Below are 26,982 nucleotides of genomic sequence, written 5' to 3'. Positions count from 1 at the left end.
AATCACCCCTATATATTTATATGAGGTCCTAAATTAATTTAGAAGAATATTAACATTTTGAGCTTTATTTTAATATAATGAAATATACTAATTTAGAGAGGAATAACTTTATGAAAATAGGCATTGATGGACGTGCCGCAAAATGGTATAGAGGTACTGGTATAGGTACTTATACTTACCAACTGCTAAATTGTTTAAATAATATTGATAATATAAATAATTATTTACTTTTCATGCCGGAGGGATTTAGAGACAATATAAATTTTAAAAAAAACTTTAGACTAGATACGCTCCCTCAAGACAATAATTACAACTTTTGGCAAGAAGTCAATGTACCGAATACAATAAAAGATACTAATATACAATTGTATCATGTTCCTCAAAATGGAGTTGGACTTCCCATTCATAAAAATTGTAAATTTGTCATAACACTTCACGATGTAATTCCCTATAGAATGCCTTCAACCGTAAGTGATAGATATCTCAAGGTTTTTTCAGATTATATACCTAAAGCAATACCCCAATGTGATGGGATTATTACGGTTTCAAATTTTTCTAAAAAAGACATCATGAAGGCCTTTGATTTCCCAGAAGACAAAATATATGTTACCCCTCTAGCCAGTGAAGAGATCTATAAACCCCTGGATAAAAGAATAAGCAAATATGTTGCTAAAAGATATTACTCTATAACTGGAGATTATATACTATACGTAGGTGGATTTAGCCCAAGGAAAAATATACTTGGACTTATAGAAAGCTTCAGTAAATTAGTGTCTTCATATAAAAGTCCTTTAAATCTAGTTATCGCCGGAAACAAGGGAATATCCTACAGCATATATAAAAATCGTGCTGAAGAATTAAATATATCAGACAAAGTTATATTCCCAGGTTTTATATCTATGGATCATCTTCCATATATATACAACGGGGCTGAATTATTTGTATATCCTTCTTTTTACGAAGGATTTGGTCTTCCTCCAATAGAGGCTATGGCCTGTGGTATACCCGTAATAGTATCAAATGCAACTTCCCTTCCTGAAGTAGTTGAAAATGGTGCTCTTCTCGTAGACCCTACAGACCAAACTAATTTATATGAATCCATGTTAACCGTACTTTCAGATAATGATCTTAGAAATAAATTAATATCCTCAGGTATGAAAAGAGCCTCTGAACTAAGTTGGGGGAAAACTACCCAAAATACCTTGGATGCATACAACAAAATTCTAAGAAAATAACCAATTTAAAATTGTAAGAAACCGCATATATCTTTGAAATACATAGATTCTAAGGATATATGCGGTTTCTTACATACTTTATTTATTTTTTTCTAAATATATTATTCACCTAATTTAGGATTTTATCTCTAAATTCCTGTAAAAATTCTTTTCTATCTTCTTTATATCTAGTTTTTCTCTTCAATCTATCTAAAAATACTTCTTCTTCCCACTCCTTACGCTTACTATAATAGTCTCTTGCTATAGTGTAAAAATCATTAGGGAAATCTAACATAGCATATAATACTTCAAGCTCTCTACGACTTAAAGTATTTTTATTGCAATAACTGTTTATTATAGAATTAGTTTTATCTATGTCAAAGGCAAAATTTTTAATAACTTTATTTATAAAGTTACAAAGATCATGAACTTTAAGATCTATGATAGCATAATCAAAATCTATAAAATACGCTTGATTTTCATTTATTAATATATTATGGTACGCTAAATCGTGATGGCATACTACTATTTTATCCTCTTCACTACATAATTTATAATAATGAGATTGTTGAAGTAATATTATGCTTTTTTCTATTTCCTCTATATAGTAATTCCAATTTTTAATAAATATTTCGTCAAACTCTGTCTTCTTATCATGAATATTCGCTATATTTTTAAAAAATTCCATTTCTTGAATTCTTCTCTTAAAAGCATCAATCAATTTCCCATTATTACTCTTGTTATATATACCTGTCTTAAATCCCTCAGAAGCAAGATGAAATTCGCCTAAGCCTTCTGCTGCAATATTCAGTTCTATAGGATTACTAAAGTTACATTCCGTTCCATTTACTGTATCCATTATACAGTACATATCTCCATCCCAAATAGTATATATTTCTCCTGCTTTATTTTTCACAAAATTTATTATTCTAGGGAATTTTGTTCTCACATAATTTAAAACATTATATATAAACTTCAGCTCATCTAAAGTATAATCTACTTTTTTTAACACTTTTTCTCCTTTGTCTGTAGAAATCATATATACACTTCTAACCGGTACAACATCATATACTTTTAAATCAAATCTATCAAAAAGCTTTGTACACAAATCATACTTGGTTAAATATTTTTTTTCACCATATCTGTCTACCAATTCTGCCTCCCCCTTACCATCTAAAATTTAATTAGACTCTCTCCATCTTCATCTATAGCTTTATTTAGTTTAAGTATATATTCTTTTTCCGTCCAATTTTTTGTACCATATATATATTTGCTGCAGCATTTCATAACCTCATAAGGATAAGAAATCATTGACAAAATAAACTGCACACTACTGTGTTTTAAATGTTCGTACTTACAAAATTCCATTATAATTTCATAAAAATTTTCACTTATGCCTTTTCTTTTTATCCTATTTAAAAAATATACTGCATCCATCTCTACCATGTTATAACAGCATCCTTCTATATCTATAACTTCTATATTTCCTTTTTTTCTCAGATTGTTAAAATATGTGTTTCTGAGACACATTTCCACCCTTTTCATGCTTCTAATTATTAAATCCGTATAACCATTTTTATCCATATTATTCATACAGCTTTCTGCTCTTATTAAATACTTTTTTCCTATTTGATTTAGTTTTTCCTGAAATATAGTTTTGTTTTGTAACTTCTCTATTCTATCTAGATATTTTTTCAATTTCTTCGTATAAACTTTATACTGTTCTACTTCTTTTCCTATATTGTTATATAGTCGTTTATTCATAATACCACTATATTTTAAAGTTCTTCTATGAAATTCACTAATTATAAACATCTGTTCTTTTATGTTATCCAGAGATATATTCTTGTACTTTATTGTATTATCAAATTCTTTTACTTTAAATATTTTTTTTGATTCTAAATAATTAACAAAGCATGATTCAACATCCTCAAAGTACACTTTTAAACCACCTCTTTGTTTTACCTGTGAGATTGCCCTATCTATGCATTTTTTTCATTTCCTTTAACATCTTTTTCCTCTTTTTTTCTAGTTTCATAACTTCCTTTTTTCTTTTATTCATTTTTTCTAGCTGCTTTACAGTCTTCTTTAAACTATCCACTTTACTTTCATAATATCCTAAATCCTTATTTTCAAATTCATCTATATTTTTATTATGAGATTTCTTATGTGACATTAGATGTTCCTCCTTTTAAAATCTTAATTACATTTGCTCTTCTTAAACTCATCTATGAATTCCAGTCTTTCTCTTGTGTCACCTAAAATTCTCCTTAACTTTTTAATAAACGCCTCTTCTCCCCAAGGCTGTTTTTCCCAATAATACTGTATTCCAAGCTGCCAATACCCTTGAGGGAACTCCATAAAAGCTGACATAATAGGTATATCCTCTGTTTTTACAACATTTATAGCATTATATGCATCAATTATAAAAGACGCATTATTCATATCCCATTTGCCGTTTTTCATCCTTCTTATAAGCAAACTAGACAGGTCATGAAGATGTGTATCTAATATACAGTAATCAAAATCTATAATGTTTATTTCTCCTCCAGTATCTATTAAAATATTATGATTGGCATAATCATGATGACAAAATCCATTACTTAAGATTTCTTGTTTCATTTCATCTAAATATCTGGTCTTTTTTAAATCTTCTATAGATTTTTCCGCAATATTTATTTCCTTTTCCATAGAATTTAGATACAATATATCAAATTCTTCCTTATGGTCTTTTTTTAATATTCTTTTTTTAAAATCTACTATTTCATTTTCTCTAGTTTTAAAAGTATCTATCCACTTAAACCATCCTATCCTAGGATTCATATTTTTTAGCACTTTAAAATTACAGCTTTTTTTATGAAGTTCTGCTAACTTAGAAGTTGCAACTAAAACATCCAATGGATTTTCAAAATTACACTGTCTAGAGTCAACCCATCTGCATAAATAGGCATAACCCCTTTCTATTTCTATATAATCTTTTCCCTGCTTAGTTTCAATTATTTCAGGTATGCTCTTAAAGTTTTTATTTTGGAGATGCTTTATGGCAGAAATTATAAATAAGAAATGTCCAAAATCGTAATTTATTACCTTTAAGCAATATTTATTGTATTTTGTATGAACCTTATATATACTTTTAACTTTTTCTATAAATTCAATATGGAGATCATAAGCATCTTCAACATATTTTTTTACTTCTAATATATCCAAAAGCCTTTTCCTCCAAAAATTACTATATATGTAGTATATGAATAAATATATCCGTGTGTGCTAAATTAAAATATCCACCTAATTATTCATCTGCAATTTGTATTCACCTTTTTATATTAGTATTAATATTATATAATATAACATTTTAACCATTTTAGAATTACTAGAATGTGGAGGTATAAAATCAATGAAAATTGCCATTGACGGAAGAGGAATCAATTGGTATAAAGGTACCGGTATAGGCACTTATACAGCTAAGATCTTAAAATATATGCTTAAAAATCATACAGAGAATTTTTATAATATATACTGGTCCGGGAGCAATTACGAAAAATTTTTATATGAAAATACTAAAATATTGATGAGCTCTAAAAAACACCATAGATTCTTTGAAGAATATTATTTTCCAGAAAATTTAAAAAAAGAAGCTGTAGATATATACCACATTCCCCAAAACGGTATTGGCATATCAAAAAATATAACCTGCAAAAAGGTAGTTACCATTCACGATTTAATACCATATATACTTCCTGAGACTGTAGGTAAAGGATATTTATCAAAATTTTTAAAAGAACTTCCTAATATTGTTGAACTGGCAGATGGAATAATAACTGTATCGAATTGTTCAAAAAAAGATATTCTGAAATTTTTTCCTATAGATGAAAATAAAATATTTGTAACTCCTTTAGCTGCAGATAAAAAATATAAACCTTTGGATAAAGATAAATGCCAATACAACATAAAAGATAAATATAACATAAAAAATTCCTTTATTCTCTATATAGGTGGTTTTAGCTCTAGGAAAAACGTATCTTCACTAATTACTGCTTTTTCTAAAATTCATAAAAATTTAGATAAGAATTATGATTTAGTTATTATAGGTTCCAATAAAGATGAATTATGTAAATTGAGAAACTTGAGTACAGATTTGAATATAGATAATAACATTAAGTTTACAGGATTTGTAGAAGAAAACATGCTTCCTACTTTTTATAATGCCTGTGACGTATTTATATATCCATCTTTATATGAAGGTTTTGGACTACCTCCTCTAGAAGCAATGAGCTGCGGTACCCCTGTAATAACCTCACGTATTTCATCTATTCCTGAAATAGTAGAAGATGGTGGTATACTTATAGATCCATTTGACTTAAAAAGCCTTATGTATTCCATGGAAGCATTACTTAACGATGAAAATATAAGAAATGAGTTGAGTACAAAAGCCTTAAAGCAATCCTCTAAATACTCTTGGGAAAAATCTTCTGAAAAAACTATTAAAGTTTATAAAAAAATTTTAGATATGTAAATACTCCCAAACTTTTTAATAAACAGGGTTCTTGGCATCAGATGGAGTTTTGACTCCACCTGATGCTTATTAACAGGATTCTTAGTGCTTTAGCACTTAGAAGGCGTTATCCTTTAGGGAAAATCGTTATCCAGGAACGTAGCTGCTCGCAACGTACACTTGGAGAAGTGGAAGTATTAGAGTAGGTAGTCATCGGATAAAATAAAACCTTTTAACTACTGACGCTCCTAGTTAAAAGGTTTTATTTATGTTAAAAAATCCCTATGATTAATCCCCTATATTCCTATTATACATCATTTTGCTAATTTTGTAAACGTTTCATATAATTATTTTAAAATTGTTTCTACCCCTTCTATTATAGATTTATAATTTTCATTTTTAATGTTTGTTTCATTTAAGACCCTTTTTATTTTTTCTCTTATATCAGGAAAATTTTTTGTATAATTTATACTAAATGATCCTTGTTCTACACTCCCAAAGAGATTCCATATTGTACTATCAAAATACGTTATGCTTTTATTTAAATCTACAAAATTATAAGCATCTGTGCTAACTGGAAATCTTCCATACTTATTTAATAAATCCATTTGAAGCTTTCCATCTGTAAGTGCAAATTTTACAAATTCCTCTGACAAATTTGATTCAGAAGTATTTTTATTTATAACTAAATTAATTCCACCTAAAGACACATCCCTATTACCTCCATCTTCAAAGGCAGGTAATTTCATTACTCCCCATTTACCTTTAGACTGTGGAAACTTGTTCATTAAAGTTACAGCATAAGTAGGATCTGCAATAAAGGATACTATCTTGTTTAGTTGTGCCTTGTTTATAACTTCATCTTTAGAAGGAATTTCTTGTATAAGCCCTTCTCCATAAAGGATCTTTGATATTTCAATAACTCTAGCCCACTTTTGCGATTTAAAGTCTAATTTCCCAGATTGGTTAAAATAAGATGTTCCCAATTGATTTGAGAGTAGTAGATAAATATCATTATTGTCTTCTGAAGAATTTGCAATAAATATCTTTCCAGTATCTTTACTTATTTTCCTTCCTACTTCTATATAATCGCTCCAGCTTTTAATTCTATTTATATCTATTCCTTCTTTAGCAAATATATCTTTTCTATATAGCAAGGCTTTAGGATAAGTGTCCCAAGGTAAAGCATAAACTTTCCCTTTTACAGTATCATTATAAATTTTATTGGCTAATAATTCATCTTTATATCCCTTTACCGAACCTGTCATCTCTAAAAATTTTTCTGAATTTTTAGTTATAATGTGCTTTATACTGCTATCATTTATTGTAGTTATGTCTGCTTCATACTGCGGTCCATTAAATATCGCTTCAACATTGTTATCTGTATCCTTTACTGTAATAACATTTATATTAACTTTCTTATGCAATTTTTCAAATGCCTCTGCTGCAAGTTCAAATTGAGGCCCATGCTCTACGTCCGTAACAATTTTAATATTTCCTTTAAGTACTCTTTCATTATTTTCGCTATTTTGTTTTTTATTACAAGAAACTACCATTAAACATAACATTACTGTCATTATTAAAAGTAATGTTATTCTTATACATCTTTTCATAAAAACTCTCCTATTGATTTCAATCTAATATGTATATTTTATAATAATACCAATTATCTTTCAACTTCAGTGATTAATCGCAAATTTCTTATTAAAATAAAATATCCAGAGAATAAATCTCTCTGGATATTTTAAAGGTTTAGCCTTTAGACATTTTATAATTTCCTTCAGAATTAAAGTCTTTTTCCCAAGCCTTTTCTGCATAAGGCTTGTATTCCTTTGATACTTTATCAAGTTGTTTTTGAAATTCTAGATCTTCAAGCATCATTCTTGCACCTTCATCTGTAGGCCTCGCACCTGTCTTTTTAGCAATTTCCCTAATTTCATTGGTATTGTCAATCATCATGCAAGGCAATAGCAAGTTCTTATTATATGGTTGTCTATTTCTTAATTCCTTAAAAAAATCTGACTTAAATACATCTACAAGTTTTTTGCCTTTTAAATTATCTACTGCAAAATGGGCAAATATACAAGGCTCTACTTCTTCCTTGGAATTTATGTGACAATAGTATTTTCCTGCAATACATCCTCCAACATAAGGTGCATCATTAAAAAAGTCAATAGTAAAATATGGCTTAGTATTTCTTATTTCTCTTATTTTTTCTCCTAAGCGTATTCTCTGCTCTGGAGTAAGCATCAAATTTACATCAGGTTCTTTACCTACAGGCATAAATAAGAAATACCACCCCATTTTTGCTCCCTTTTCAACAAGCATGTCTATAAATTCACTTGATGTAACTGTATCTATGTTATACCTACTGGTTGCAGTAGATACTCCAAATAAAACTCCTCGTTCCTTCAAAAGATCCATTGCATGCATAACTTTTTTAAATATACCTTTTCCTCTTCTTTTATCTGTCTCTTCTTCAAAACCCTCCACAGAAAACATAGGAATTACATTTCCCAGCTGTTTTATCTTATCTGCTAATTTCTCATCAAAAAGGGTGCCATTTGAAAATGGTGTAAATATACAATCATTATATTTCTTATATATGTCAAGCATATAGTCATTTATAAACGGTTCTCCACCAAGAATTATAAAATAATAAATTCCAAGTTTTCTAGCTTCACCAATAATTCTATCTACTTCCTCTTTGGGAATATCATCCTCTTTACTATAACTTGAAGCATAACATCCTGTACACCTTAAATTACATCTCATAGATGGACTCATCAATATTGTAAATGGTGTCTTTATACCTGTATCTTGAAAAAACTGCTCTCTTTTTGGCATTCCATACCAAACTGCATTTGAGAAAAAATTGGTAAAAAGTTTATCCATACACTTTTTATTAGAATTTTCAATAATGTCTATAACAAGTTTATGAATTGCTTGATTAGTTTCGTATAATTCCTGAACTCTTTCTACTCTAGCTAAATTCTCTTCGTCTTTTTTTACTGTTTTCTTAATCAAAGCAAACAGCTTATCAAGGCTTTCTTCTGGGTCTCTATTCAACAATTCTACACCGGCTTTAGCTAATGCATTCTTAGTTGCCTTTTCCAATATTCCAGTTACCTTCATCTGCCATTCCTCCTGATAAATAATAATATGAAAAATAAGTCTTTAAAAAATAGCCATTTCCTTCTCATTTATGGGAAAATACGCAATAATATAAAAAAATGAATTTCTATTAAACAATATGAATTATTTAAACCGTATACCATAATTATACCTTTTAGCAGTTATTTGTCAATAAAATAACATTAGATGCATTTATTAGCATAACAACATTTAATAAAATCTAAAATAATATTATATTAATTTTAGATGCAAATATTCAATAATTCCTGCTTAATATTACACAATTCATTTTATCCTGCAATTTTTCATCTAAAACACTTTTTCATTTAAATGTTTTAGACATAACCTCCCTATATATGTCATCTATACTTATTTTATTTTTTAAAGCAAGTTTTTTACAATCCTCATATTCAATTTTGCTTTTTATTTTTTTACCTTTGTAATAAGCATTTTTTACATTTACTTGCCCATACTTTGTAACTACCTTTGTAAAATCTCTATATAACATATTCCTTTCTATTTTATGTTTTCTAAATCCCAAGGTAGTAGTTTCTGTTAAAACAATATCTCTAATCTCTTCTTCTGCTTCATCCTTATAAAGCACGCTCAATTTTACTGCCGGCCTTCCCTTCTTCATTATTATGGGCGTCAAGTACGCATCTAAAGCTCCTATTTGTAACAATTTATCTATTATATATTGATATTTTTCAGGATTCATATCATCTATGTTGCATTCTATAACCTGTGCTTCTTCTCTAATACATCCTAATTCATCTTTAGAGCTAGATTTATCCATGTTTCTTCTATCTAATATATATTCAGTTTTCTCATCTTTATTCCAATAACAATTCTTATGGCTATTCTTTTCATAAGATATAGGTTCTCCTATAAAAACCCTCAAAACATTTGGAATATCATCGTTATCCTTACTTCCTATTCCGTATCCTATTTTTGTTACTTTAAAATCCTTATCCGAAGTAAACTTTGGGCATAGATAAGATAAAATAGCTGCACCTGTTGGTGTAGTGGCTTCAAAATTTACTTTAGATTCTATAGGAACGTTCTTTAATATCTCTGCTGTAGCAGGTGCTGGCACAGGTAATATACCATGAGCGCATTTTACAAACCCACTACCAACTTCCACCTTAGAAGCCTCCACTTTATCTACATTCAAATAATCAAAACATATAGCAGCTCCAACAATGTCTACTATAGAATCTACTGCCCCAACTTCATGAAAGTGAACTTCATTTATAGGTTTACTGTGCACCTTTGCTTCAGCTTGCGCTACTTTTTTAAAAATTCCCTTACTCATTTTCTTAACCTTAGAACTTAAACTGCTTGAACTTATCATGTTTTCTATATATTCTAAGTTTCTATGTTGATGTGAACATACAGAATTATTTTTCAAAACTACGTCTACTTTAGTTCCTGATATGCCATTTTTTACATCTTTCTTAATATTAAGCTCATAACCATCTATATTAAGCTTTGATAATTCAAAAGTTAAATAGTCCTTATCTACTCCAGCATCTATTAAAGCCCCTAAATTCATATCCCCACTTATTCCAGAAAAGCAATCATAATAAAGTATTTTCATAATTTTAATCTCCCACTCCATAAAGGTTTTCTAGTTGAAAGTCCCTATAACATAATTATTAATCTTATATGATATAATAATATCATATAAGACTAAAGGAGGTTACATAATTTGTCTAATAAATTAGATAGAGATTTTTACGGAAGGGATACCTTATTAGTTGCAAAAAATCTCCTAGGTAAAGTATTAGTTCATGAAATAAATGGTAAAAAATTATCTGGAAAAATAGTAGAAACAGAAGCTTATAAGGGAATTATAGATAAAGCTGCTCATGCCTATGGAAATAGACGTACTAAACGAACAGAAGCCTTGTATGGGCCCTGTGGTTTTTCCTACGTATTTATGATATATGGTATGTACTATTGCTTCAATGTAGTAACTGAAAGTGAAGGTATTCCTGAAGGAGTCCTTATAAGAGCATTAGAACCTCTCACTTGTCTAGAAGACATGTCCTTGAACAGATATGAAAAAGAATACAACCTATTAAATAAACGTGAAATTAAGAATTTGACCAATGGCCCTGGAAAACTTTGCAAGGCACTTCTCATAGACAAAAGCCAAAATAGAAAAGATCTTTGTAAAAGTGACCTTTACATCCAAGGAAATAATATTGAAAATATCAGCATAAAAAGTTCTAAACGTATAGGCGTAGATTATGCTGAGGAAGCTTCACATTATCTCTGGCGATTTTATATAGAAAATAATCCTTACGTATCCGTAAAATAAACTATGAAAGAAATTATAAAATGAATTATGTATATATATTAGAATGTAGTGATGGAACACTTTATACAGGTTACACCAATGATTTAGACAAAAGAATATCCACTCATAACAAAGGAAAAGGTGCAAAATATACTAGGGGAAGACTTCCTGTAAAATTGATTTACTTTGAGGAATATGACTCAAAAAGTGAAGCTTTACGTAGAGAATTTACCATAAAGAAAATGACCCGTCAAAGTAAATTACATTTAATAAAAAACTGCCAGCAACTTTGATATTTTTACAAACTTACTGACATTATCTTTTAAATGGAAACTGCCTCTATATTCCGTAATTACAATTTCTTCATTAAATATATTTTTTTAAGTTACTTTTATTTTTTAAGATATTTACTAAATATTTTACCTCCTGATCTCTATTTTTGTCCATAATTAAAAGCACATCTTCAGAATCTATCACTATCAAATCCTTAACCCCAAATACTATTATAAGTTTATCACCTCCAAATACAGTACAACTTTCGCTAGACTCTATTACAGTATTCCCCTTTACATTATTACCCTTTACGTCCTTAAGAAACCTCCCTAACGCAGTAAAAGTACCTATGTCATCCCATAAAAATTCACATTTAATGACATAAGCTTTTCTGGTTTTTTGCATTATCCCAAAATCTACAGATATCCCATCTATACGTTTATATTGTTCCTGTATTACCTTCTCCTCCTGTTTTGTATCCAGGCTTTTATATATAAGAGCCATACACTTATACATTTTAGGAAGGTACTTCTGCATTTCTCTTAAAAAAACATCCACCCTCCATACAAACATACCACTGTTCCATAAATAGGTTCCTTTTAATATTAAATCTTTTGCAACTTCTATGTTGGGCTTTTCTAAAAATCTTTCTACTTTAAAAGCATTAACTCCTATATTTATTTTTTCGCCCATTTCAATATAACCATATCCTGTTTCAGGTCTTATGGGTTTAACTCCAATAGTTACAAGTCCTTTTTTCTTTTCTGCAATTTCCACCGCTTTATTTATGGTGTCTATAAATAATTTTTCACTTTCTATATAATGATCTGAAGGCAAAATTATCATAGTAGCTAGAGGATCCTTTTTTAACAATTTCACCGCTGAAAATCCTATACAGGTGGCTGTTTCTTTATTTTCTGGTTCTGCAAATATATTATTTCTACTTATATCTGGAAGTTCTGCTTGAACTCTATCTATATATTCCTCATTAGTAACCACATATATATTATTTGTATCAACTAAAGGCTTGATTCTATCTACAGTATTTCTTAAAAAACTCTTATTATTTACAATTTTTAAAAATTGTTTTGGATTTTTAGCTCTAGATAATGGAAATAATCTTGTTCCTTTACCTCCTGCAAGAATTAGTGCATACAACAATAAATTCACTCCAAATAATACTTGCTATGTTTTATACTATGTATAAATTATCGTAATTGTGAAATACTGTTTAAAATATTATTATCATTGCAAGGCTAAAAGTATAGTGCCCTAAAAATATTTTTAAGGCACTATATTTTATACAGCTTGAAGATTTTTATTCTGAATTTCTTCTAACTTGTACTGTTCAATACCTATATTATTTAGTTTATTCCACAGTTTTTCCATAACCCTTTCAGGATTATAATAAAATTCACCTTCTTTTATCTTATAAAATATCCAACCCAATCTTTCTAAGTCTAATTGTGTTTCCATAATTTCCTTAGAGCTGTAATTTTTCTGAGACAACTCACTATCACATATAATTGCAACCCTATTCCTCATATCCTCCACAACAAAGTCTATTTTGTACTTACCTATTTTTACCTCAGGCACAATTTTATATCCCTTGTTTTTTATAATGCCATACACGTCTTTTTGAAATCTAGATTGAAATGCATATTCCATACTTTTATTTTTAACACTATACTTATTATAATTTAGGAAGTAATTTAAGAGAGAATAACGCACACATTCCTCATTTAAATCTTCTAAGTCTATTGAATGGAATAGCCACATCTGATTTCTAGCTCTACTTGCAGCTACATTAAATCTCCTCATGTCATTTTCTTTAGTAAGTGGAGCAAATTTTACATCCTTTGAAATAACCATAGATAAAAACATTATATCCCGTTCATCACCCTGGAAGGAGTAAGCATCTCCACATATGAGCTTTCTACTTATCATCTCTTCTACCCCTATTTTTTCTCTAAGCATATTTTCTATAAGATGACCTTGCGGTTCCCCAAGTAAAGATATAACGCCCATAGACATATTAGAATATCTTTTATCCCTACAGCAGGAAACGACCTTGTCTACTAAGCATTCAGCTTCCTTAACATTTATAGGCTTAGATGCATCTCTAACTCCTCCATTTACTTTAACAGTGTTTATTGCTGGATAAAATTTTTCATATATTTTAGGATATCTAAGAGGTATTATTTCACCTGAGTAGCTTAAATCATTACTGAAATTTATTATTTCCGGTACGCATCTGAAATGCTCCTTCAACATTAATCTGCTTGGAAATACCCTAAGTGCTGTATCATACAAACTAACTTGGAGATCAAACCATTCTTTTTGAGGTATATTTCCCAAATACTTGTCTATTAAATCATGCACCACATTCTGATCAATACCTATAGTTTCTGGGCTTATTTGTTTGTCATCCCCTACTATAACTGCTCTCTTAGCCCTCATAAGTGCACACAATGAGAATATATCGCTCTGACTACTCTCATCAAATATTATTACATCAAACATATTTTTAGATAACTTTATGTTTTCAATAACCCTATTTAAAGGCATAATCCATACAGGTATAACTTTTTTACATTTTTCCATTTCTTTTTGAGCTATCTTCCTATACTGAGGCACCATCTTACCTCTGCCTTTTCCAATTCTTTTTACTGCCTGAGCCCAAGAAAATAAGCTTCTCTTTTCACTTTCCTTAGTTTTAATTATCTGATTATACCAGGTCTTCCTTGATACTATGTCTTTTATAAGCACCTTCTCTCTATTTTTTTCATTTTCTATAAGATCACCTATGTTATCGTCATCGAAATCATACGTGCTCTGCAATAAGCTATTCCATTTAGCCCATTTCCATGCTTGTCCCCAACTGTTGAACTTTTCCTTATCATAAGACCAATTATCCAATATATTTATGCAAGTTTTGGGGCATACTTTTTTCATTTTTCCTATTAACTCGTCTATTTTAAGTGATTTATTTTTTACACATTTAATTTCTTCAAATTCACTTAATATCTTCTTAACTTCATCTATATTCAAATCGTCCACAGCTTTATAGAGGTCTCTCAACTTTTCCGTAGTTTTTATCAACTTTTTCAATATCTCTATATATGCTTTGTCTTCATTATATTTATTCATATTCTTTATAAAATTTACACATTTAATTAAATAATCATAGGTTTCTTTCTTATGCCAATCAATATTTTGCGGAACTGATATTTTTCCAAGAGCCCTTAAAATTTCTCTTTTATACTCCATATCCCAATTTATTATAACATCCAAGTAGTCTAAATTTTGTTCAATAGCAATAAACTCACTTTCCCTTAAATTAGAGTTTATTGTCTCTCCACCGTAATCTTCCATTACATTGTTCCACATAGTTTTTAATGCAGTAAAAATCCTCTCTTGTTGGGTATAGAGTTTAACTATTAAGGCTTGATCCGTATTTTTTAATAATTCTCCATTTACCTTACAATATTCCAGTATATATTTACATTCAGGATGAAAAATCATAAATATTTTTCCTACTTTTCCTTTTTCATTAAATACATCAAATAAAATATCAAAGTCCTCTATAAATTTATTTTTGCTTACATTTTCAGGAATTTCTATTTTGCAATTTCTAATCTGATTATTAATTCTACTCAAGCTCAACATATATTCACTGCTTTTACACAACAAGTCTCTAAATGTTTGCTTTGATATCTTACTATTGTGATAATCCTGAAATACATTCCACCATATATTTTTTTCCTGAAGTTTGGTGATTTTACTTTTGCATATATTTGCAAGCTCTAGAACTTTTTCATAGTTACATTTATTATCATTAGGTATATGCCACCCTTCTACAGTTTTAATATAATTTTCATATTGACCATTTAATTTTTTATACTCTGAAATTTTATTACATATTTCATTGAAGTCAGGTAATTTATTTATTATGTTTTTCATGCTATCAAACTTACACTTTTTATCCTTATCTAAATCCCCTAAGAGATATATTAACAAGTTGAATTCCTTATCTGATAGCGGCATTACTTGATCAATTTTTATTCTATCTTTCATCCAACAATATTTGTCTTTATTGTCTTTGACCCACTTTGCTATATATACAATGTCATACTCCTTTCCCTCATAATTTATATTTCTATTTTCCCCCTCTCGAATCTTTTTTAATTTTTCATACAGAAGCTCCTCATTTCTCCTGCAGAAGCTTAATTCTTTTTCCAAACTTTTAACTTCTTCATCCATAATTTCAGGATCCATAGAGAGGTTGTCCGTTATTTTTCTTACAGCTTTGTTAAGGTCATTTAAAGAATTGATATCGTTTCCCAAAACGCTTATACATAGTGGTCTTATTTCTTCAGGTATTTTTTCTGTCAGTACTTTAAGTGCCCTACTTGTCTGACTAGTCACAAGTATCCTTTTGCCATTTGCCAGTAAGTGGCATATTAAATTCACTATAGTATGACTTTTTCCTGTTCCTGGTGGTCCTTGTACAACTACTCCATAATTTTCACATATTTTTTTTACTATACTTTTTTGTTCTGAATTTGCAGGAAGAGGGAATAACAAATTATCCGACACATCCTTCCATTCGCTTTTGTCAACTCCACTGTAATCTGACCCATCTTCATCCACTAAAGCTTTAATAGTCTCAGGTATTTCATATCCATTATCTATTTCATCAATTATATTAGCTATTTCAACCTGCCATAACTTCATACTATTCTTTCTTACCAATATAACGGAGGAATTGTAAATCACAGGGAACTGCTCGAAATAAATTTTCTTTTTTGAAAACTTACTCTGACTCAACTTACCCTTAACGTCTATGTTGGAAATTAGATTTAAAAATACTGACTTAATTTTTTCTATATTTCTTGGATCTAAATTCACACGACTTACTTCATCTGCAAGGGAAATAATATCAGACATATTACATTCTTTCAGTCCTTCAAAAAGTGAAGTTTCTAGCCTAGTCTTACCTGAAGGTATTAATATAAATGAACCCTTTGCCTTATTAAATTCTATCTTCATTCTAGTAGCCAAAACAGGGTGAAGTATTTTTTCCTTATCTATATTCCATACAATTAAACCATGTCCAAAAACTATTTCAAAATTCTCTCCATTTTTTTCATTTTCCTGGTATAGATTAAAAAACTCCTGATACAGCTTTCCACACTTTTTGTTCACCTCAATCCAATTTTCACTGGTAACAGTTTTTCCAACAATACATCCAGCCATATGGGAAAATTCTTCTTCCCAGTACAACTTATCATAATCATAAACATTTCTTACGGATTTTTCATTTAGTTTTTTTAATCTTAGCAAATAAGAAAATATCTCTTTTATCTTTTCCCTGTATTCCATAATCCCCCTCCTAATAGTGGTTAACTAATTAATCTATTTACTTTTATGTTAAATTATACCATCATAAGGGAAATACTTCAAAAAAATCGTTAAACAAAATTCAAATATATGTGACGGCATTTTTTTCAATGATTTTATGTACCTCATGAAATACAAATTTCAGCCAAAAAAATTCAGTGAAATATATTTTCACTGAATTTTTTTTATTTCTTAAATTGCATCTAAGAGTTTTTCCTATTTATTTTTTTATACACTAACTTATACAATATAAATAAAACTATAAAGACGACTAATGCTATATCTGCAAAATGAAACCATTGTCTTATAATCGTCCATTTTTCTCCCATTTTATAACCTGCGTATCCTAAAATAATACTCCATATAGAAGATCCAAGTAAAGTGTAAATTATAAATTTTTTAACTTCCATTTTACTTATCCCTGCAGGAAGAGAAATAAAAGTTCTGATTATAGGTAATAGTCGAGAAAAAAACACTATTTTTTCTCCATATTTGCTAAAATAATAATCGCTTTTTTCAATATGGGACCTAGATAATCTGAGTTTTTCCGCATATTTTTCAACTAAAGGTCTTCCACCTATTTTTCCAATATAATATGCAGCTAAAGAGCCTACTGTACCTCCTAATGTACCAACTATTATAACAAGAGGTAAACTTAGTCTTCCCGTATAACTTAGGTATCCTCCAAATGGCAGTATAGCTTCACTTGGAATAGGTATACAGGCGCTCTCAAGGGCCATAGCTGCAAACGTGCCTATATATCCCGTTTTATCTAAGACAAAAATAACTATTTCAATTATTTTTTCTACCATTATGTTTCCCTTTCCCTATAATATATATTTTTTGATTATAATTATATATCATAATGTAACACTTTTGTATTAACTTTTTATAAACAGAGTTCTTCGCATCAGATGGGATTTTAACTCCACCTGATGCTTATTAACAGGCTTCTTAGTGCCCTTAGGACTTAGAAGGCGTTATCCGATGACTACTAACTCTAATACTCCCACTTCTCGAAGTGGGAGTATTAGAGTTAGTAGGTCCCTGGATAAATAAATTTTTGTCCTAAATAAAATTACTTTTTACAGGAATCCCTCTCAATCAATTTATGTGACAATACATAGTTCTTTTTTTCGAATTCTTGTTTATTTATTAATTTTATGAGCATCCTCATGCCAACAGATCCCATGTCGTAAGTAGGTTGTGCTACAGTTGTTAACTTAGGATAAAATATGGAGGCAGAATATATATTGCCAAATCCCATTACATCCACATCTTCAGGCACCCTAATATTATTATCTCTAAGTGCATTTATAGCACCCATAGCCACCTCATCACTGGTACAAAATACTGAATCTACTTTAGTTTTACTGAGTATTTCACTCATTCCCTTATAACCATCTTTTGCTTTAACATTTCCAAAATAAACCTTACTTTTGTCTAATTCAAGGTTATTTTCCTCAAGAGCCTTTCTGTACCCCTTGTACCTTACAGCACTAGCATTTGCCATATCTGTATTTTCGCCTATGTAAGCTATATTCTTATTGCCATTTTTTATCAAATAAGTTACACCTTCATATGCAGCTTTTTCATTGTCAATAGTTACGCTAGGTATACTTTCTTTTTCATTTGTAGTTTCTACTAAAACCATTGGAAGCTGAAGTTGTTTTATGAGATCCAATATTTTTGGTTCTAAGGAATTACTCATATATAAAACCCCATCTACCATCTTCTCTTTCAGAACCTTTAAATATTCCATTTCTTTTTCTATATCTAAATCAGTATTGCATAACATTATATTATAATCATATATATTTGCTACATCTTCAGCTCCTCTTACAATTTCAGGATAAAACTGATTAGATATATCCGGGATTATTATCCCTATAGTTCTTGTTCTTTGAGTTTTAAGACTTCTTGCTACTATATTGGGCCTATAACCTAGTTTTTCAATAGCTACTAAAACCTTTTTTTTAGTTTCTTCATTTACAACGTCTACATCATTAAGTACTCTAGACACTGTAGCTATTGAAACCCCTGCCTCTCTAGCAACGTCTTTAATTGATGCTGCCACCTTATCACCTACCAATTACTTTTTTTATAATTATACTTATAAACCTAACTTATTACAAGCTAATTTACAATATTTAATATATCCAATTAAAACTAATCACTAATTTTAAAATAAATATCTATTTAAAATTAGTGATTATCATATTTTACTAACTGCTCTATTTATTTACTACTTCCATTGCAATATTTAGTTTTTCTCCATTAATGTTACAATTATTATATTTTCTATTGGCATTATAAATAACATCCATAGAAAGAGTTTCCTTTTTTATTCTTTCATCAAATTTTTTCACTATAGCTTCAAGTTTTTCATTACCTGAAACATATAGATTTATCTTATCTGCAACTTCGAAACCACTTTCTTTTCTCATATTTTGAACTTTACTTAAAATTTCTCTCAAATTTCCTTCTTCTCTAAGTTCTTCTGTAATTGTAGTTTCTAAAACAATTCCTGTACTTCCTTCTCCTGCAAAGGCAAATCCCTCTAAGCCTTCCATTGTAATAAGTAAGTTCTCTGAATTTAGCTCTATTTCTGATTCTGCTATATTTATTTTTACAGTTTCCTTGTCATTTATCTTTTGTGCCAATTCCATTTGATTCATGGATGATATTTCATTCTTTATTTTTGGTATTAATTTACCATACTTTTTACCTAGCACAGGTAAATTTGGTTTTATACTAAAGTTAACATACTTTGATAAATCTGCATTGAAAACTATCTTTTTAATATTTAATTCATCTCTTATTATATCTCCATAATATTCAGGAAGAGTATTTACGCTTATAAGCATTTCTGAAAGAGGCTGCCTATTTTTTATATTAGCACTATTTCTAGCACTTCTTCCAAGTTTAACTATCTTATAAGCTTCTTCCATATCCTCTTCAAGCTTAGCATCTACTACATTTGAATCGTACTCCGGCCACTTACACAAATGTAAGCTTTCTACTGCATCCTTATCAAGATTTACAACAAGATTTTGATAAATTTCTTCTGTTATAAATGGTACAAATGGTGCAGCTACCAGACATAAAGTATTTAATACTTTATATAAAGTTAAATATGCTCCTATTTTATCATCCGTTAACTTTTGGCTCCAGAATCTTGACCTATTTCTTCTTACATACCAGTTTGAAAGTTCATCTACAAAGTTTCCTATATTCTGAGCAGCTTGAGTAATTCTATAATTATCTAAGTGATCTTCAGTTTGCTTTATAAGAGAATTCAACTTGGAGATTATCCACTTATCCATTACATTTTCGCTTACAAAATCTTTATAGTCCATAGGGTTAAAATTATCTAAATCTGCATAAAGCACATAAAAAGAATATACATTCCATAGGGTACCTAGGAATTTTCTCTGACTATCCTGTACTGCTTCTTCATAAAATCTAGATGGAAGCCAAGGTGCACTTTCAGTATAGAAATACCATCTAGCTGCATCTGCTCCTTCATTTTCCAAAATAGTAGAAGGACTTAAAACATTTCCTTTATGCTTTGACATTTTTAGTCCATGTTTATCCAAAACGTGTCCTAGAACCACACAGTTTTCAAATGGGCTTCTATCAAACAATACAGTAGATATAGCCATAAGCGTATAGAACCATCCTCTAGTCTGGTCTACTGCCTCAGATATAAATTGTGCAGGGAAATTTTTCTCAAAAACTTCTTTATTCTCAAAAGGATAATGATGCTGTGCAAAAGGCATTGAACCTGAATCAAACCAGCAATCAATTACTTCTGATACTCTCTTCATTTCTTTTCCACAATGAGGACACTTTAATTTAACTCTATCTATATAAGGTTTATGAAGCTCTATATCATCTGGTACATTTATTCCTTTTTCCTTCAATTCTTCAATACTTCCTATGCACTCTCTATGACCACATTCACATTCCCATATTGGAAGAGGTGTCCCCCAATATCTTTCTCTGCTAAGTCCCCAATCTATTACTCCTTCAACAAAGTTTCCAAACCTACCAGTTCTTATATTATCAGGATACCAATTTGTGTCGTTAGTATTTTTAACTAGTTTATCTCTCATTTGAGACATTCTTATAAACCAAGTGTCTCTTGGATAATATAAAAGTGGAGTATCACATCTCCAGCAGAATGGATAGGAGTGAGTAAACTTTTCTGCCTTATAAAGTATTCCTTTTTCTTTTAAATATTCTATTATTTTAGGATCAGCATCTTTTACGAAAAGACCTTTCCATGGAGTAACTTCTTCTTTATATCTTCCTTGAGTATCTACAGAATTTGTCATAGGAATATTATATTTTTTCCCTGTAATACTATCATCTTCACCAAAAGCAGGAGCTGTATGAACTATTCCAGTACCTTCTGTTAATGTTACATAATCTGCATGAACAACATAATGTGCTTTTCCTTCAAAGGATGCGAAATTGAAGATTGGTTCATAATCAAGTCCAACTAATTCTTCTCCTTTGAATTTCCTTAAGACTTCATATTCTCCCTCTAGCTTTTCTAACATAGCTTCTGCTAGTATTAAATGTTGTTCTTGATTAAGAACTTCTACATAATCATAGCTTTTATTTACAGCTAATGCCATATTATTAGGAAGTGTCCAAGGTGTAGTTGTCCATGCTATCATGTATTTATCTTGGTCCTTAATTTTAAATTTAACGTATACTGATGTCTCTTTTACATCTTTATATCCTTGAGAAACTTCATGTGAAGAAAGTGCGGTTCCGCATCTAGGACAATATGGCACTATTTTATGACCTTTATATAAAAGATCTTTTTCCCATATTTTTTTGAGTGCCCACCATTCTGATTCTATGTAATCATTGTGATATGTTACATATGGATTATCCATGTCTACCCAAAATCCTAACCTGTCAGACATTTCTTTCCATTGGCTTACATAAGTAAATACACTATTCTTACATTTTTTTATAAAATCTTCTACACCGTATTTTTCAATTTGTGGTTTTCCAGAAATTCCAAGACTTTTTTCAACTTCTAGTTCAACAGGAAGTCCATGTGTATCCCAACCTGCTTTTCTCAATACTTTATATCCTTTCATAACCTTATATCTTGGTATGAGGTCTTTCATAACTCTAGTTAGAACGTGTCCTATATGAGGTTTCCCATTTGCAGTTGGAGGTCCATCGTAAAAAGTGAAGTATTCACCATCCTCATTTTCTTTAAAACTTTTTTCAACTACTTTTTTATCTTCCCATAATTTTAAAACATCCTTTTCCATCTGTACAAAACTTTTATCACTATCAATTTTTTTATACATGGATTTAACCCCTTTCTATTCTCATTGTTAAGTTTTTACTATTTTTCAATGTTTATACACCACATAATTTTTAAACTAAAAAATACGCAATAAAAAAACTTCATCCAAATAGGACGAAGTTTAACTCGCTGTACCACCTATGGGTAATAAATTTAAGTACTATCATACTCTATTCTGTAACGTAGAATTACGTAAGAATTTACTAAAGCAATTATAAAAATACTGTTCAATTCTTCAACTCCCAGGTGATTTTCTTTAAGCTTTTCTATGGGTTTTCAGCACTTCCCCACTCTCTGTAAATAAAAACAAACTTAAATACTTTTCCTGTTCAATGTTTTTCAATTACTACCTGTATAATTTCCTTTTATTATATTATATGAATTTTCTATTGTCAATTTTTTTAGACAATTTTTTTTGTATTATATTCCTAAAACCTGTAATATAGCACTTACTATAGCCTGTGCAGCTTTATTTCTACCCTCATCAGTTCCTAATATTCCCGCATCATTTTTATTAGTAAGAAAGCCTAACTCCGTTAAAACCGTTGGTGCAATAGTATGCTTTGCTATATAAAGCCAGCTTCCACCTTTAAGTCCCCTGCTATAGGTTCCAAGAGTACTAGACAAACTTTTTTGTATAGCCTCTGCCATTTTCTCTCCCTTTACACTTCCTGTATAATACAGTGTTTCAGTTCCTTCTGCAGCTGGATCATCAAAAGCATTGGTATGAATTGAAATCATATAATTTGCACCTGCATTGTTTGCAGTATCACATCGTCTTTGAAGACTTTCAGTGACAGTTAAAGGAGTTGTTTTTCGCTCATCTGTAGTCCTAGTATAAATTACTTTGACTCCCTTGGATTCCAGCATTTTCCCAACTTTTAAGCCAACACTTAAAGTTACATCATCCTCTTGAAATCCGTTTCCATTTGAACCTACATCACTACCTACGCCATGTCCAGGATCTATAACTATTACAGGCGCACCTTTCGATGGTGTTACTGGTGTTGGAACTACTTGTTTTGCTTTTACAGTTAAAGTAAATGTTACAGTTTTACTGTATCCTGCTGCAGTTCCCTTATATGTAAATATACCTGCTTTAGAAGTATCAACAGTGTTTGAATTCCATACAATACTTACTTTTTTACTAGTTCCATCACTCATAATAGCTTGTACACTAGTTGGTAAAGAATACTTACTTCCTACAATTATACTATCTGATAAGTTAGATATTGAACTTACGTTTACTGTACTTTCTTCCTGAAGAGATGGTAAAGATTTTAAAATTCCATTTGCAATAGCCGATGCACTTTTATTTTGGAAATCTTCACTTCCAATTAATTGACTTTCTTTAGGATTAGTCATGAATCCAAGTTCAACCATAACCGCTGGTGCTGTAGTTCCCATCAGTATTTTATGCTGAGCTGTCCCTTCTTTAATTCCTCTGTTAGACAGTCCTGTATAACTTATTAAGTCACTTTGAATATTATTTGCTGTATTTTTAGCAGAATCATTTGAAACTCTATAATAAGTTTCTATTCCATTCACCAAGGCACTTTCCGTATAACAATTAACATGTAGGCTGACAAACAAATTTGATTTTGCGTTATTTGCTATATCAAAACGAGCTTGTAAATTTGTACTATCATTCCAGGTTACATTATCATCTTTCCTGGTATAAACCACGTTTACTCCATTTTGCTCTAATATTTTTCCAGTCTTTAGTGCCACAGACAAATCTACATCTTTTTCTTTCAATCCTGATCCACTTACATTTCCTATATCAGTTCCTCCATGGCCAGCATCAATTGTAACAGTATACTTGTTATTAGAACTTGGATTAGATTTTACTCCAAATTGCACTTTAGCCTCCCTGGACAGGTTTTTTCCACTTACAGCTTTCACTCCACTTTTTACACTTAAATTATAAGTTTTACCATATGCATACTGACTTTTAGGGGTAACTACTACACCCATCCCATCCTTTTCAAGCTGCAAAGATATGGGGACAGCATTTCCTGTATTATCTGTTACCACTATATTTGAATCATTTACTGTACTTTGGTCTAATTTCATGTTGAACTTTATATTCCAGGATTTATTGGTTTCCACATCATTTCCTATAGTAATTCCACTATAATTAATTGCATGTACAGTATTTCCTTTTGCAAGCACAATTAATACAAATATAAGACTTAATAATATCATCATATAAATTCTTGTAATCTTCAAATAATAACCCCCGTTCAACAGAATAATTGCCTTAGTGTAACATATACTATTATAATTATAGTATAAAAAATAAGAATTTTGTAATTAAAAATTTTTATTTTAACATATTAATTCAAAATAATCAAAACATATTTTACAAAGGGGCGATATTCTATGAAAATAAGATGGTTGGGTCATTCAAGTTTCTTATTTGAAGATTCAAAAGGTAGAAAGCTTTTAACAGATCCTTTTGACAAAACTGTAGGCTATAAAGTTTTTGAAGGAGATGTTGATGTAGTTACAATAAGCCACAATCATTTTGATCACTGTTATACGGAAAAGATAAACTACAAACATATTATAAATAAAATAGGCTCTTTTAATCTATGTGACATACCTATTTATGGCATACCTTCTTATCACGACAAAGTTAAAGGTGCAAAACGAGGTGAAAATGTAATATTTATCATTGAAATGGATGATTATAGGATATGTCATCTTGGAGATGTTGGATACGTATTATCTCCAGAAGAGATAAAAAGCTTAGGGTCCATAGATGTGCTTTTGATTCCCATAGGAGGAAATTTCACTATAGATGGAAAAGAGGCTGCTGAGCTTGCAAAATCCATCAATAGCCACATAGTAATTCCAATGCATTATAAAACTTCTCAGTTAACTTTTGAATTAGATGGATTAGAAAAATTCCTTAAATATATGAAAAATGCAGAAAGAATTGAAAGCAATACATTAACTCTAGATAACAAACCTGAAGATTTTAATCTAGTTAAAATTCTTAACTTTAAATAACTTACTAATATCAAGTGATTGTTAGGTTCAGGTAGAGTTTGCTTATAAGGAATACCTTTTCTCCATCTGAACATTATTAACAGTATTCTTAGTGGCTTTAGCACTTAGAATACGTTATCCTTCAGGGGAAGAACTTATCCAGGCCCGTAGCAGTGCTTATCCCCCCCACTTTGAAGAAAAGCAGATATCCCAAATCTTTGATTTGCTGATAGTGGCTTTCGCTGTGTGCGATGGGGGGAGCAATAGTAGCGATCGGATAAATTAACCTTTTGTTTGTATAGGGCTTCTAAGTGAAAATTTGACATGCACACAGGAATATACTTACAAAGTTCTTAAATTTGTGTTTTTATTATAGAAGTCCATAACTAAAAAAATAAACTTATACGCAGAAATATTTTTACACTAAACAAGCACATTTAAATATTTTGTGTATAAGTCTTGTTAGAAAATTTATGAAAAAGCTTAGGACTTTCGAATTGTTTGAGGTACGAGTTTTCAAAAGTCCTTAGGTTTTTATAAATTTTCTGTCTAGACTTATCAAAATATTTAGCCGTGCTTGTGGTTGTAAAAATATGCGGAGTATAAGTTTATTTTTGTTTTGAAGCACTATATTACTACACTCTAATTATGTTCTACATGCTCTAACCCTGCATTAAGCAACTTATTTATATGTTCATCGTCTAGGGAATAATACACCGACTTTCCCTCTCTCCTAAATTTAACTAGCCTTGCAGTCTTTAAAATTCTAAGTTGATGAGATATTGCGGACTGACTCATTTGAAGTATTTCTGTAATATCACAAACACATAATTCTTTTTTAAATAGTGCATATATAATTTTAATTCTTGTATAATCCCCCAGTACTTTAAAAAGTGCTGACAGATCCATAAAAGTCTTCTCATCCAACATACTTTTTCTGACACATTCTATGCAATCCTTATGAATCTCAGTACAAGAGCAAACTTCAATTTCCGAATTGTTATTCATATTATCAACTCCTCGTCATGAAGTATTATAATATATTTAGCTAAAGTTTTTCAACTAAAAGTCAATACTACTACATCATTGGAATCTAAACTTTTCTTTACATCAATAATTCTCTGATTACTGGATCCTTTAAATTTTAATTTTGTATCTTTTTTGTTCTCTTCAAATTTTCCATCCACTAGCACATCTACATTATTTAAAAGACATTTCTTTGCCGTATCTGAACTATTAACTATAGATTCAAAAGTGTATCCTGTATAACACCATATATTTAAGTTTAATTCTTTAACTTTAGCAGCCATGTATGCAAATTCTTCAGATTGTTCAAATGGGTCACCACCTGAAAATGTAACTCCACTTAACATAGGATTATCTTTAATATCGCAAACCAGTTTATCTATATCTTTTAGCTGACCACCTTTGAAGTCATGGGTAGATAGGTTAAAACATCCTTTACAATTATGTCTACATCCCTGAGCAAAAAATACCCGTCTCATTCCAGGGCCATTAACTAGGCTCTCGTAAGCAATACCTGCCAATCTAATTTTTTTGCCACCCATTGATTTTTCCTCCTTCTTATATATGGTCTAGTTACTCAAATTCGCAGTTTAAAAACTTTGCGAAGCAAAGCCTTTTAAAAATAACAAAGTTCAAATAACAAAGAACAGATAAAGATGATTTCCATCGTACCTCAGGAAATCTATAATTTTAATATTTTCTGACGTTAGGAAGAAAATTATCCTTATTTGATATTTGAACTTTGTTCTTTGTTCTTTAAGAAAATTGTTTCGCAATTTTCTTATATTAAGTCAAA

General features: G+C 30.0%; 20 protein-coding genes and 1 other annotated feature. Of the genes, 5 read left to right on the top strand and 15 right to left on the bottom strand.

What is annotated here, in order from left to right; all coding sequences use genetic code 11:
* The first annotated feature begins 110 nt into the window (after positions 1-110).
* Entirely contained in the window at positions 111-1,235 is a 1,125-nt protein-coding gene (locus CLRAG_RS13675) for a glycosyltransferase family 4 protein (RefSeq protein ID WP_065078941.1), read from the top strand.
* A 109-nt stretch (positions 1,236-1,344) separates the two neighbouring features.
* On the opposite strand, the gene CLRAG_RS13670 is transcribed toward CLRAG_RS13675, so the two are convergent.
* Genes CLRAG_RS13670 through CLRAG_RS13655 form a run of 4 tightly spaced genes read right to left on the bottom strand, consistent with a single transcriptional unit; the run spans position 1,345 to position 4,421 of the window.
* Positions 1,345-2,367, bottom strand: a complete 1,023-nt coding sequence (locus CLRAG_RS13670) for a CotS family spore coat protein (RefSeq protein ID WP_065078940.1) — start codon at positions 2,365-2,367, stop codon at positions 1,345-1,347.
* Between the two features lie 20 nt (positions 2,368-2,387).
* The gene (locus CLRAG_RS13665; protein WP_065078939.1) at positions 2,388-3,155 is read right to left on the bottom strand and encodes a spore coat protein; all 768 of its coding nucleotides are present in this window, start codon (positions 3,153-3,155) and stop codon (positions 2,388-2,390) included.
* Between the two features lie 37 nt (positions 3,156-3,192).
* Complete coding sequence (locus tag CLRAG_RS13660) at positions 3,193-3,390, bottom strand: hypothetical protein (protein ID WP_065078938.1); 198 nt, start codon at positions 3,388-3,390, stop codon at positions 3,193-3,195.
* Positions 3,391-3,413: 23 nt separating this feature from the next.
* On the bottom strand, positions 3,414-4,421 hold the full coding sequence (locus CLRAG_RS13655) for a CotS family spore coat protein (protein ID WP_065078937.1): 1,008 nt from the start codon (positions 4,419-4,421) through the stop codon (positions 3,414-3,416).
* A 187-nt stretch (positions 4,422-4,608) separates the two neighbouring features.
* Here CLRAG_RS13655 and CLRAG_RS13650 point away from each other — a divergent pair, with 187 nt between their 5' ends.
* The gene (locus tag CLRAG_RS13650) at positions 4,609-5,727 is read left to right on the top strand and encodes a glycosyltransferase family 4 protein (protein ID WP_065078936.1); all 1,119 of its coding nucleotides are present in this window, start codon (positions 4,609-4,611) and stop codon (positions 5,725-5,727) included.
* Positions 5,728-6,053: 326 nt separating this feature from the next.
* Here the strand turns inward: CLRAG_RS13650 and CLRAG_RS13645 are convergent, their stop codons facing one another.
* The 3 genes from CLRAG_RS13645 to larC all read right to left on the bottom strand — a co-directional run bounded on the left by CLRAG_RS13645 (position 6,054) and on the right by larC (position 10,441).
* Positions 6,054-7,319, bottom strand: coding sequence for an ABC transporter substrate-binding protein (locus CLRAG_RS13645; protein ID WP_065078935.1), 1,266 nt, complete (start codon positions 7,317-7,319; stop codon positions 6,054-6,056).
* Positions 7,320-7,458: 139 nt separating this feature from the next.
* Complete coding sequence (locus tag CLRAG_RS13640) at positions 7,459-8,841, bottom strand: radical SAM/SPASM domain-containing protein (protein ID WP_065078934.1); 1,383 nt, start codon at positions 8,839-8,841, stop codon at positions 7,459-7,461.
* Positions 8,842-9,163: 322 nt separating this feature from the next.
* Positions 9,164-10,441, bottom strand: coding sequence for a nickel pincer cofactor biosynthesis protein LarC (gene larC, locus CLRAG_RS13635; protein WP_065078933.1), 1,278 nt, complete (start codon positions 10,439-10,441; stop codon positions 9,164-9,166).
* A 111-nt stretch (positions 10,442-10,552) separates the two neighbouring features.
* Between larC and CLRAG_RS13630 the strand changes: the two genes are divergently transcribed.
* Together CLRAG_RS13630 and CLRAG_RS13625 are read left to right on the top strand one after the other, a co-directional pair.
* On the top strand, positions 10,553-11,167 hold the full coding sequence (locus tag CLRAG_RS13630; RefSeq protein ID WP_065078932.1) for a DNA-3-methyladenine glycosylase: 615 nt from the start codon (positions 10,553-10,555) through the stop codon (positions 11,165-11,167).
* Between the two features lie 20 nt (positions 11,168-11,187).
* Positions 11,188-11,439, top strand: a complete 252-nt coding sequence (locus tag CLRAG_RS13625; protein ID WP_065078931.1) for a GIY-YIG nuclease family protein — start codon at positions 11,188-11,190, stop codon at positions 11,437-11,439.
* A 73-nt stretch (positions 11,440-11,512) separates the two neighbouring features.
* Here the strand turns inward: CLRAG_RS13625 and CLRAG_RS13620 are convergent, their stop codons facing one another.
* From CLRAG_RS13620 to CLRAG_RS13595, 6 genes are all read right to left on the bottom strand, one after another.
* Complete coding sequence (locus CLRAG_RS13620; RefSeq protein WP_065078930.1) at positions 11,513-12,580, bottom strand: mannose-1-phosphate guanylyltransferase; 1,068 nt, start codon at positions 12,578-12,580, stop codon at positions 11,513-11,515.
* Positions 12,581-12,718: 138 nt separating this feature from the next.
* Positions 12,719-16,804 (bottom strand): AAA domain-containing protein, encoded by a 4,086-nt coding sequence (locus CLRAG_RS13615; RefSeq protein ID WP_065078929.1) that lies wholly within the window; start codon positions 16,802-16,804, stop codon positions 12,719-12,721.
* A 221-nt stretch (positions 16,805-17,025) separates the two neighbouring features.
* Positions 17,026-17,634 (bottom strand): DedA family protein, encoded by a 609-nt coding sequence (locus tag CLRAG_RS13610; RefSeq protein WP_065078928.1) that lies wholly within the window; start codon positions 17,632-17,634, stop codon positions 17,026-17,028.
* A gap of 266 nt (positions 17,635-17,900) precedes the next feature.
* Entirely contained in the window at positions 17,901-18,899 is a 999-nt protein-coding gene (locus CLRAG_RS13605) for a LacI family DNA-binding transcriptional regulator (protein ID WP_065078927.1), read from the bottom strand.
* Between the two features lie 157 nt (positions 18,900-19,056).
* Entirely contained in the window at positions 19,057-22,164 is a 3,108-nt protein-coding gene (gene ileS / locus CLRAG_RS13600) for an isoleucine--tRNA ligase (protein WP_065078926.1), read from the bottom strand.
* Positions 22,165-22,270: 106 nt separating this feature from the next.
* Positions 22,271-22,505 (bottom strand) — a binding site (T-box leader).
* A 78-nt stretch (positions 22,506-22,583) separates the two neighbouring features.
* On the bottom strand, positions 22,584-24,395 hold the full coding sequence (locus CLRAG_RS13595; RefSeq protein ID WP_065078925.1) for an N-acetylmuramoyl-L-alanine amidase: 1,812 nt from the start codon (positions 24,393-24,395) through the stop codon (positions 22,584-22,586).
* Between the two features lie 153 nt (positions 24,396-24,548).
* Between CLRAG_RS13595 and CLRAG_RS13590 the strand changes: the two genes are divergently transcribed.
* Positions 24,549-25,181, top strand: coding sequence for an MBL fold metallo-hydrolase (locus CLRAG_RS13590; protein WP_065078924.1), 633 nt, complete (start codon positions 24,549-24,551; stop codon positions 25,179-25,181).
* A 621-nt stretch (positions 25,182-25,802) separates the two neighbouring features.
* Here CLRAG_RS13590 and CLRAG_RS13585 read toward each other — a convergent pair.
* Positions 25,803-26,168: an ArsR/SmtB family transcription factor gene (locus CLRAG_RS13585; RefSeq protein WP_063555512.1), complete on the bottom strand. Its 366-nt coding sequence runs from the start codon at positions 26,166-26,168 to the stop codon at positions 25,803-25,805.
* 50 nt (positions 26,169-26,218) lie between these two features.
* Positions 26,219-26,728, bottom strand: a complete 510-nt coding sequence (gene nrdG, locus CLRAG_RS13580) for an anaerobic ribonucleoside-triphosphate reductase activating protein (RefSeq protein WP_065078923.1) — start codon at positions 26,726-26,728, stop codon at positions 26,219-26,221.
* Positions 26,729-26,982: the final 254 nt, after the last annotated feature.

The sequence above is a fragment of the Clostridium ragsdalei P11 genome, assembly GCF_001675165.1.
Taxonomy (GTDB): Bacteria; Bacillota; Clostridia; order Clostridiales; family Clostridiaceae; genus Clostridium_B; species Clostridium_B ragsdalei.
Note: the sequence above shows the minus strand (reverse complement) of the source record. Positions and strands in the feature narration are given on the sequence as shown.

Excerpts from the sequence above, each read along its gene's own strand:
- CLRAG_RS13615 (WP_065078929.1), bottom strand. The coding sequence starts at position 16,804 with ATGGAATACAGGGAAAAGATAAAAGAGATATTTTCTTATTTGCTAAGA.
- CLRAG_RS13625 (WP_065078931.1), top strand. The coding sequence starts at position 11,188 with ATGAATTATGTATATATATTAGAATGTAGTGATGGAACACTTTATACA.
- CLRAG_RS13590 (WP_065078924.1), top strand. The coding sequence starts at position 24,549 with ATGAAAATAAGATGGTTGGGTCATTCAAGTTTCTTATTTGAAGATTCA.
- CLRAG_RS13675 (WP_065078941.1), top strand. The coding sequence starts at position 111 with ATGAAAATAGGCATTGATGGACGTGCCGCAAAATGGTATAGAGGTACT.
- larC (WP_065078933.1), bottom strand. The coding sequence starts at position 10,441 with ATGAAAATACTTTATTATGATTGCTTTTCTGGAATAAGTGGGGATATG.
- nrdG (WP_065078923.1), bottom strand. The coding sequence starts at position 26,728 with ATGGGTGGCAAAAAAATTAGATTGGCAGGTATTGCTTACGAGAGCCTA.
- CLRAG_RS13610 (WP_065078928.1), bottom strand. The coding sequence starts at position 17,634 with ATGGTAGAAAAAATAATTGAAATAGTTATTTTTGTCTTAGATAAAACG.
- CLRAG_RS13650 (WP_065078936.1), top strand. The coding sequence starts at position 4,609 with ATGAAAATTGCCATTGACGGAAGAGGAATCAATTGGTATAAAGGTACC.
- CLRAG_RS13645 (WP_065078935.1), bottom strand. The coding sequence starts at position 7,319 with ATGAAAAGATGTATAAGAATAACATTACTTTTAATAATGACAGTAATG.
- ileS (WP_065078926.1), bottom strand. The coding sequence starts at position 22,164 with ATGTATAAAAAAATTGATAGTGATAAAAGTTTTGTACAGATGGAAAAG.
- CLRAG_RS13585 (WP_063555512.1), bottom strand. The coding sequence starts at position 26,168 with ATGAATAACAATTCGGAAATTGAAGTTTGCTCTTGTACTGAGATTCAT.
- CLRAG_RS13640 (WP_065078934.1), bottom strand. The coding sequence starts at position 8,841 with ATGAAGGTAACTGGAATATTGGAAAAGGCAACTAAGAATGCATTAGCT.
- CLRAG_RS13660 (WP_065078938.1), bottom strand. The coding sequence starts at position 3,390 with ATGTCACATAAGAAATCTCATAATAAAAATATAGATGAATTTGAAAAT.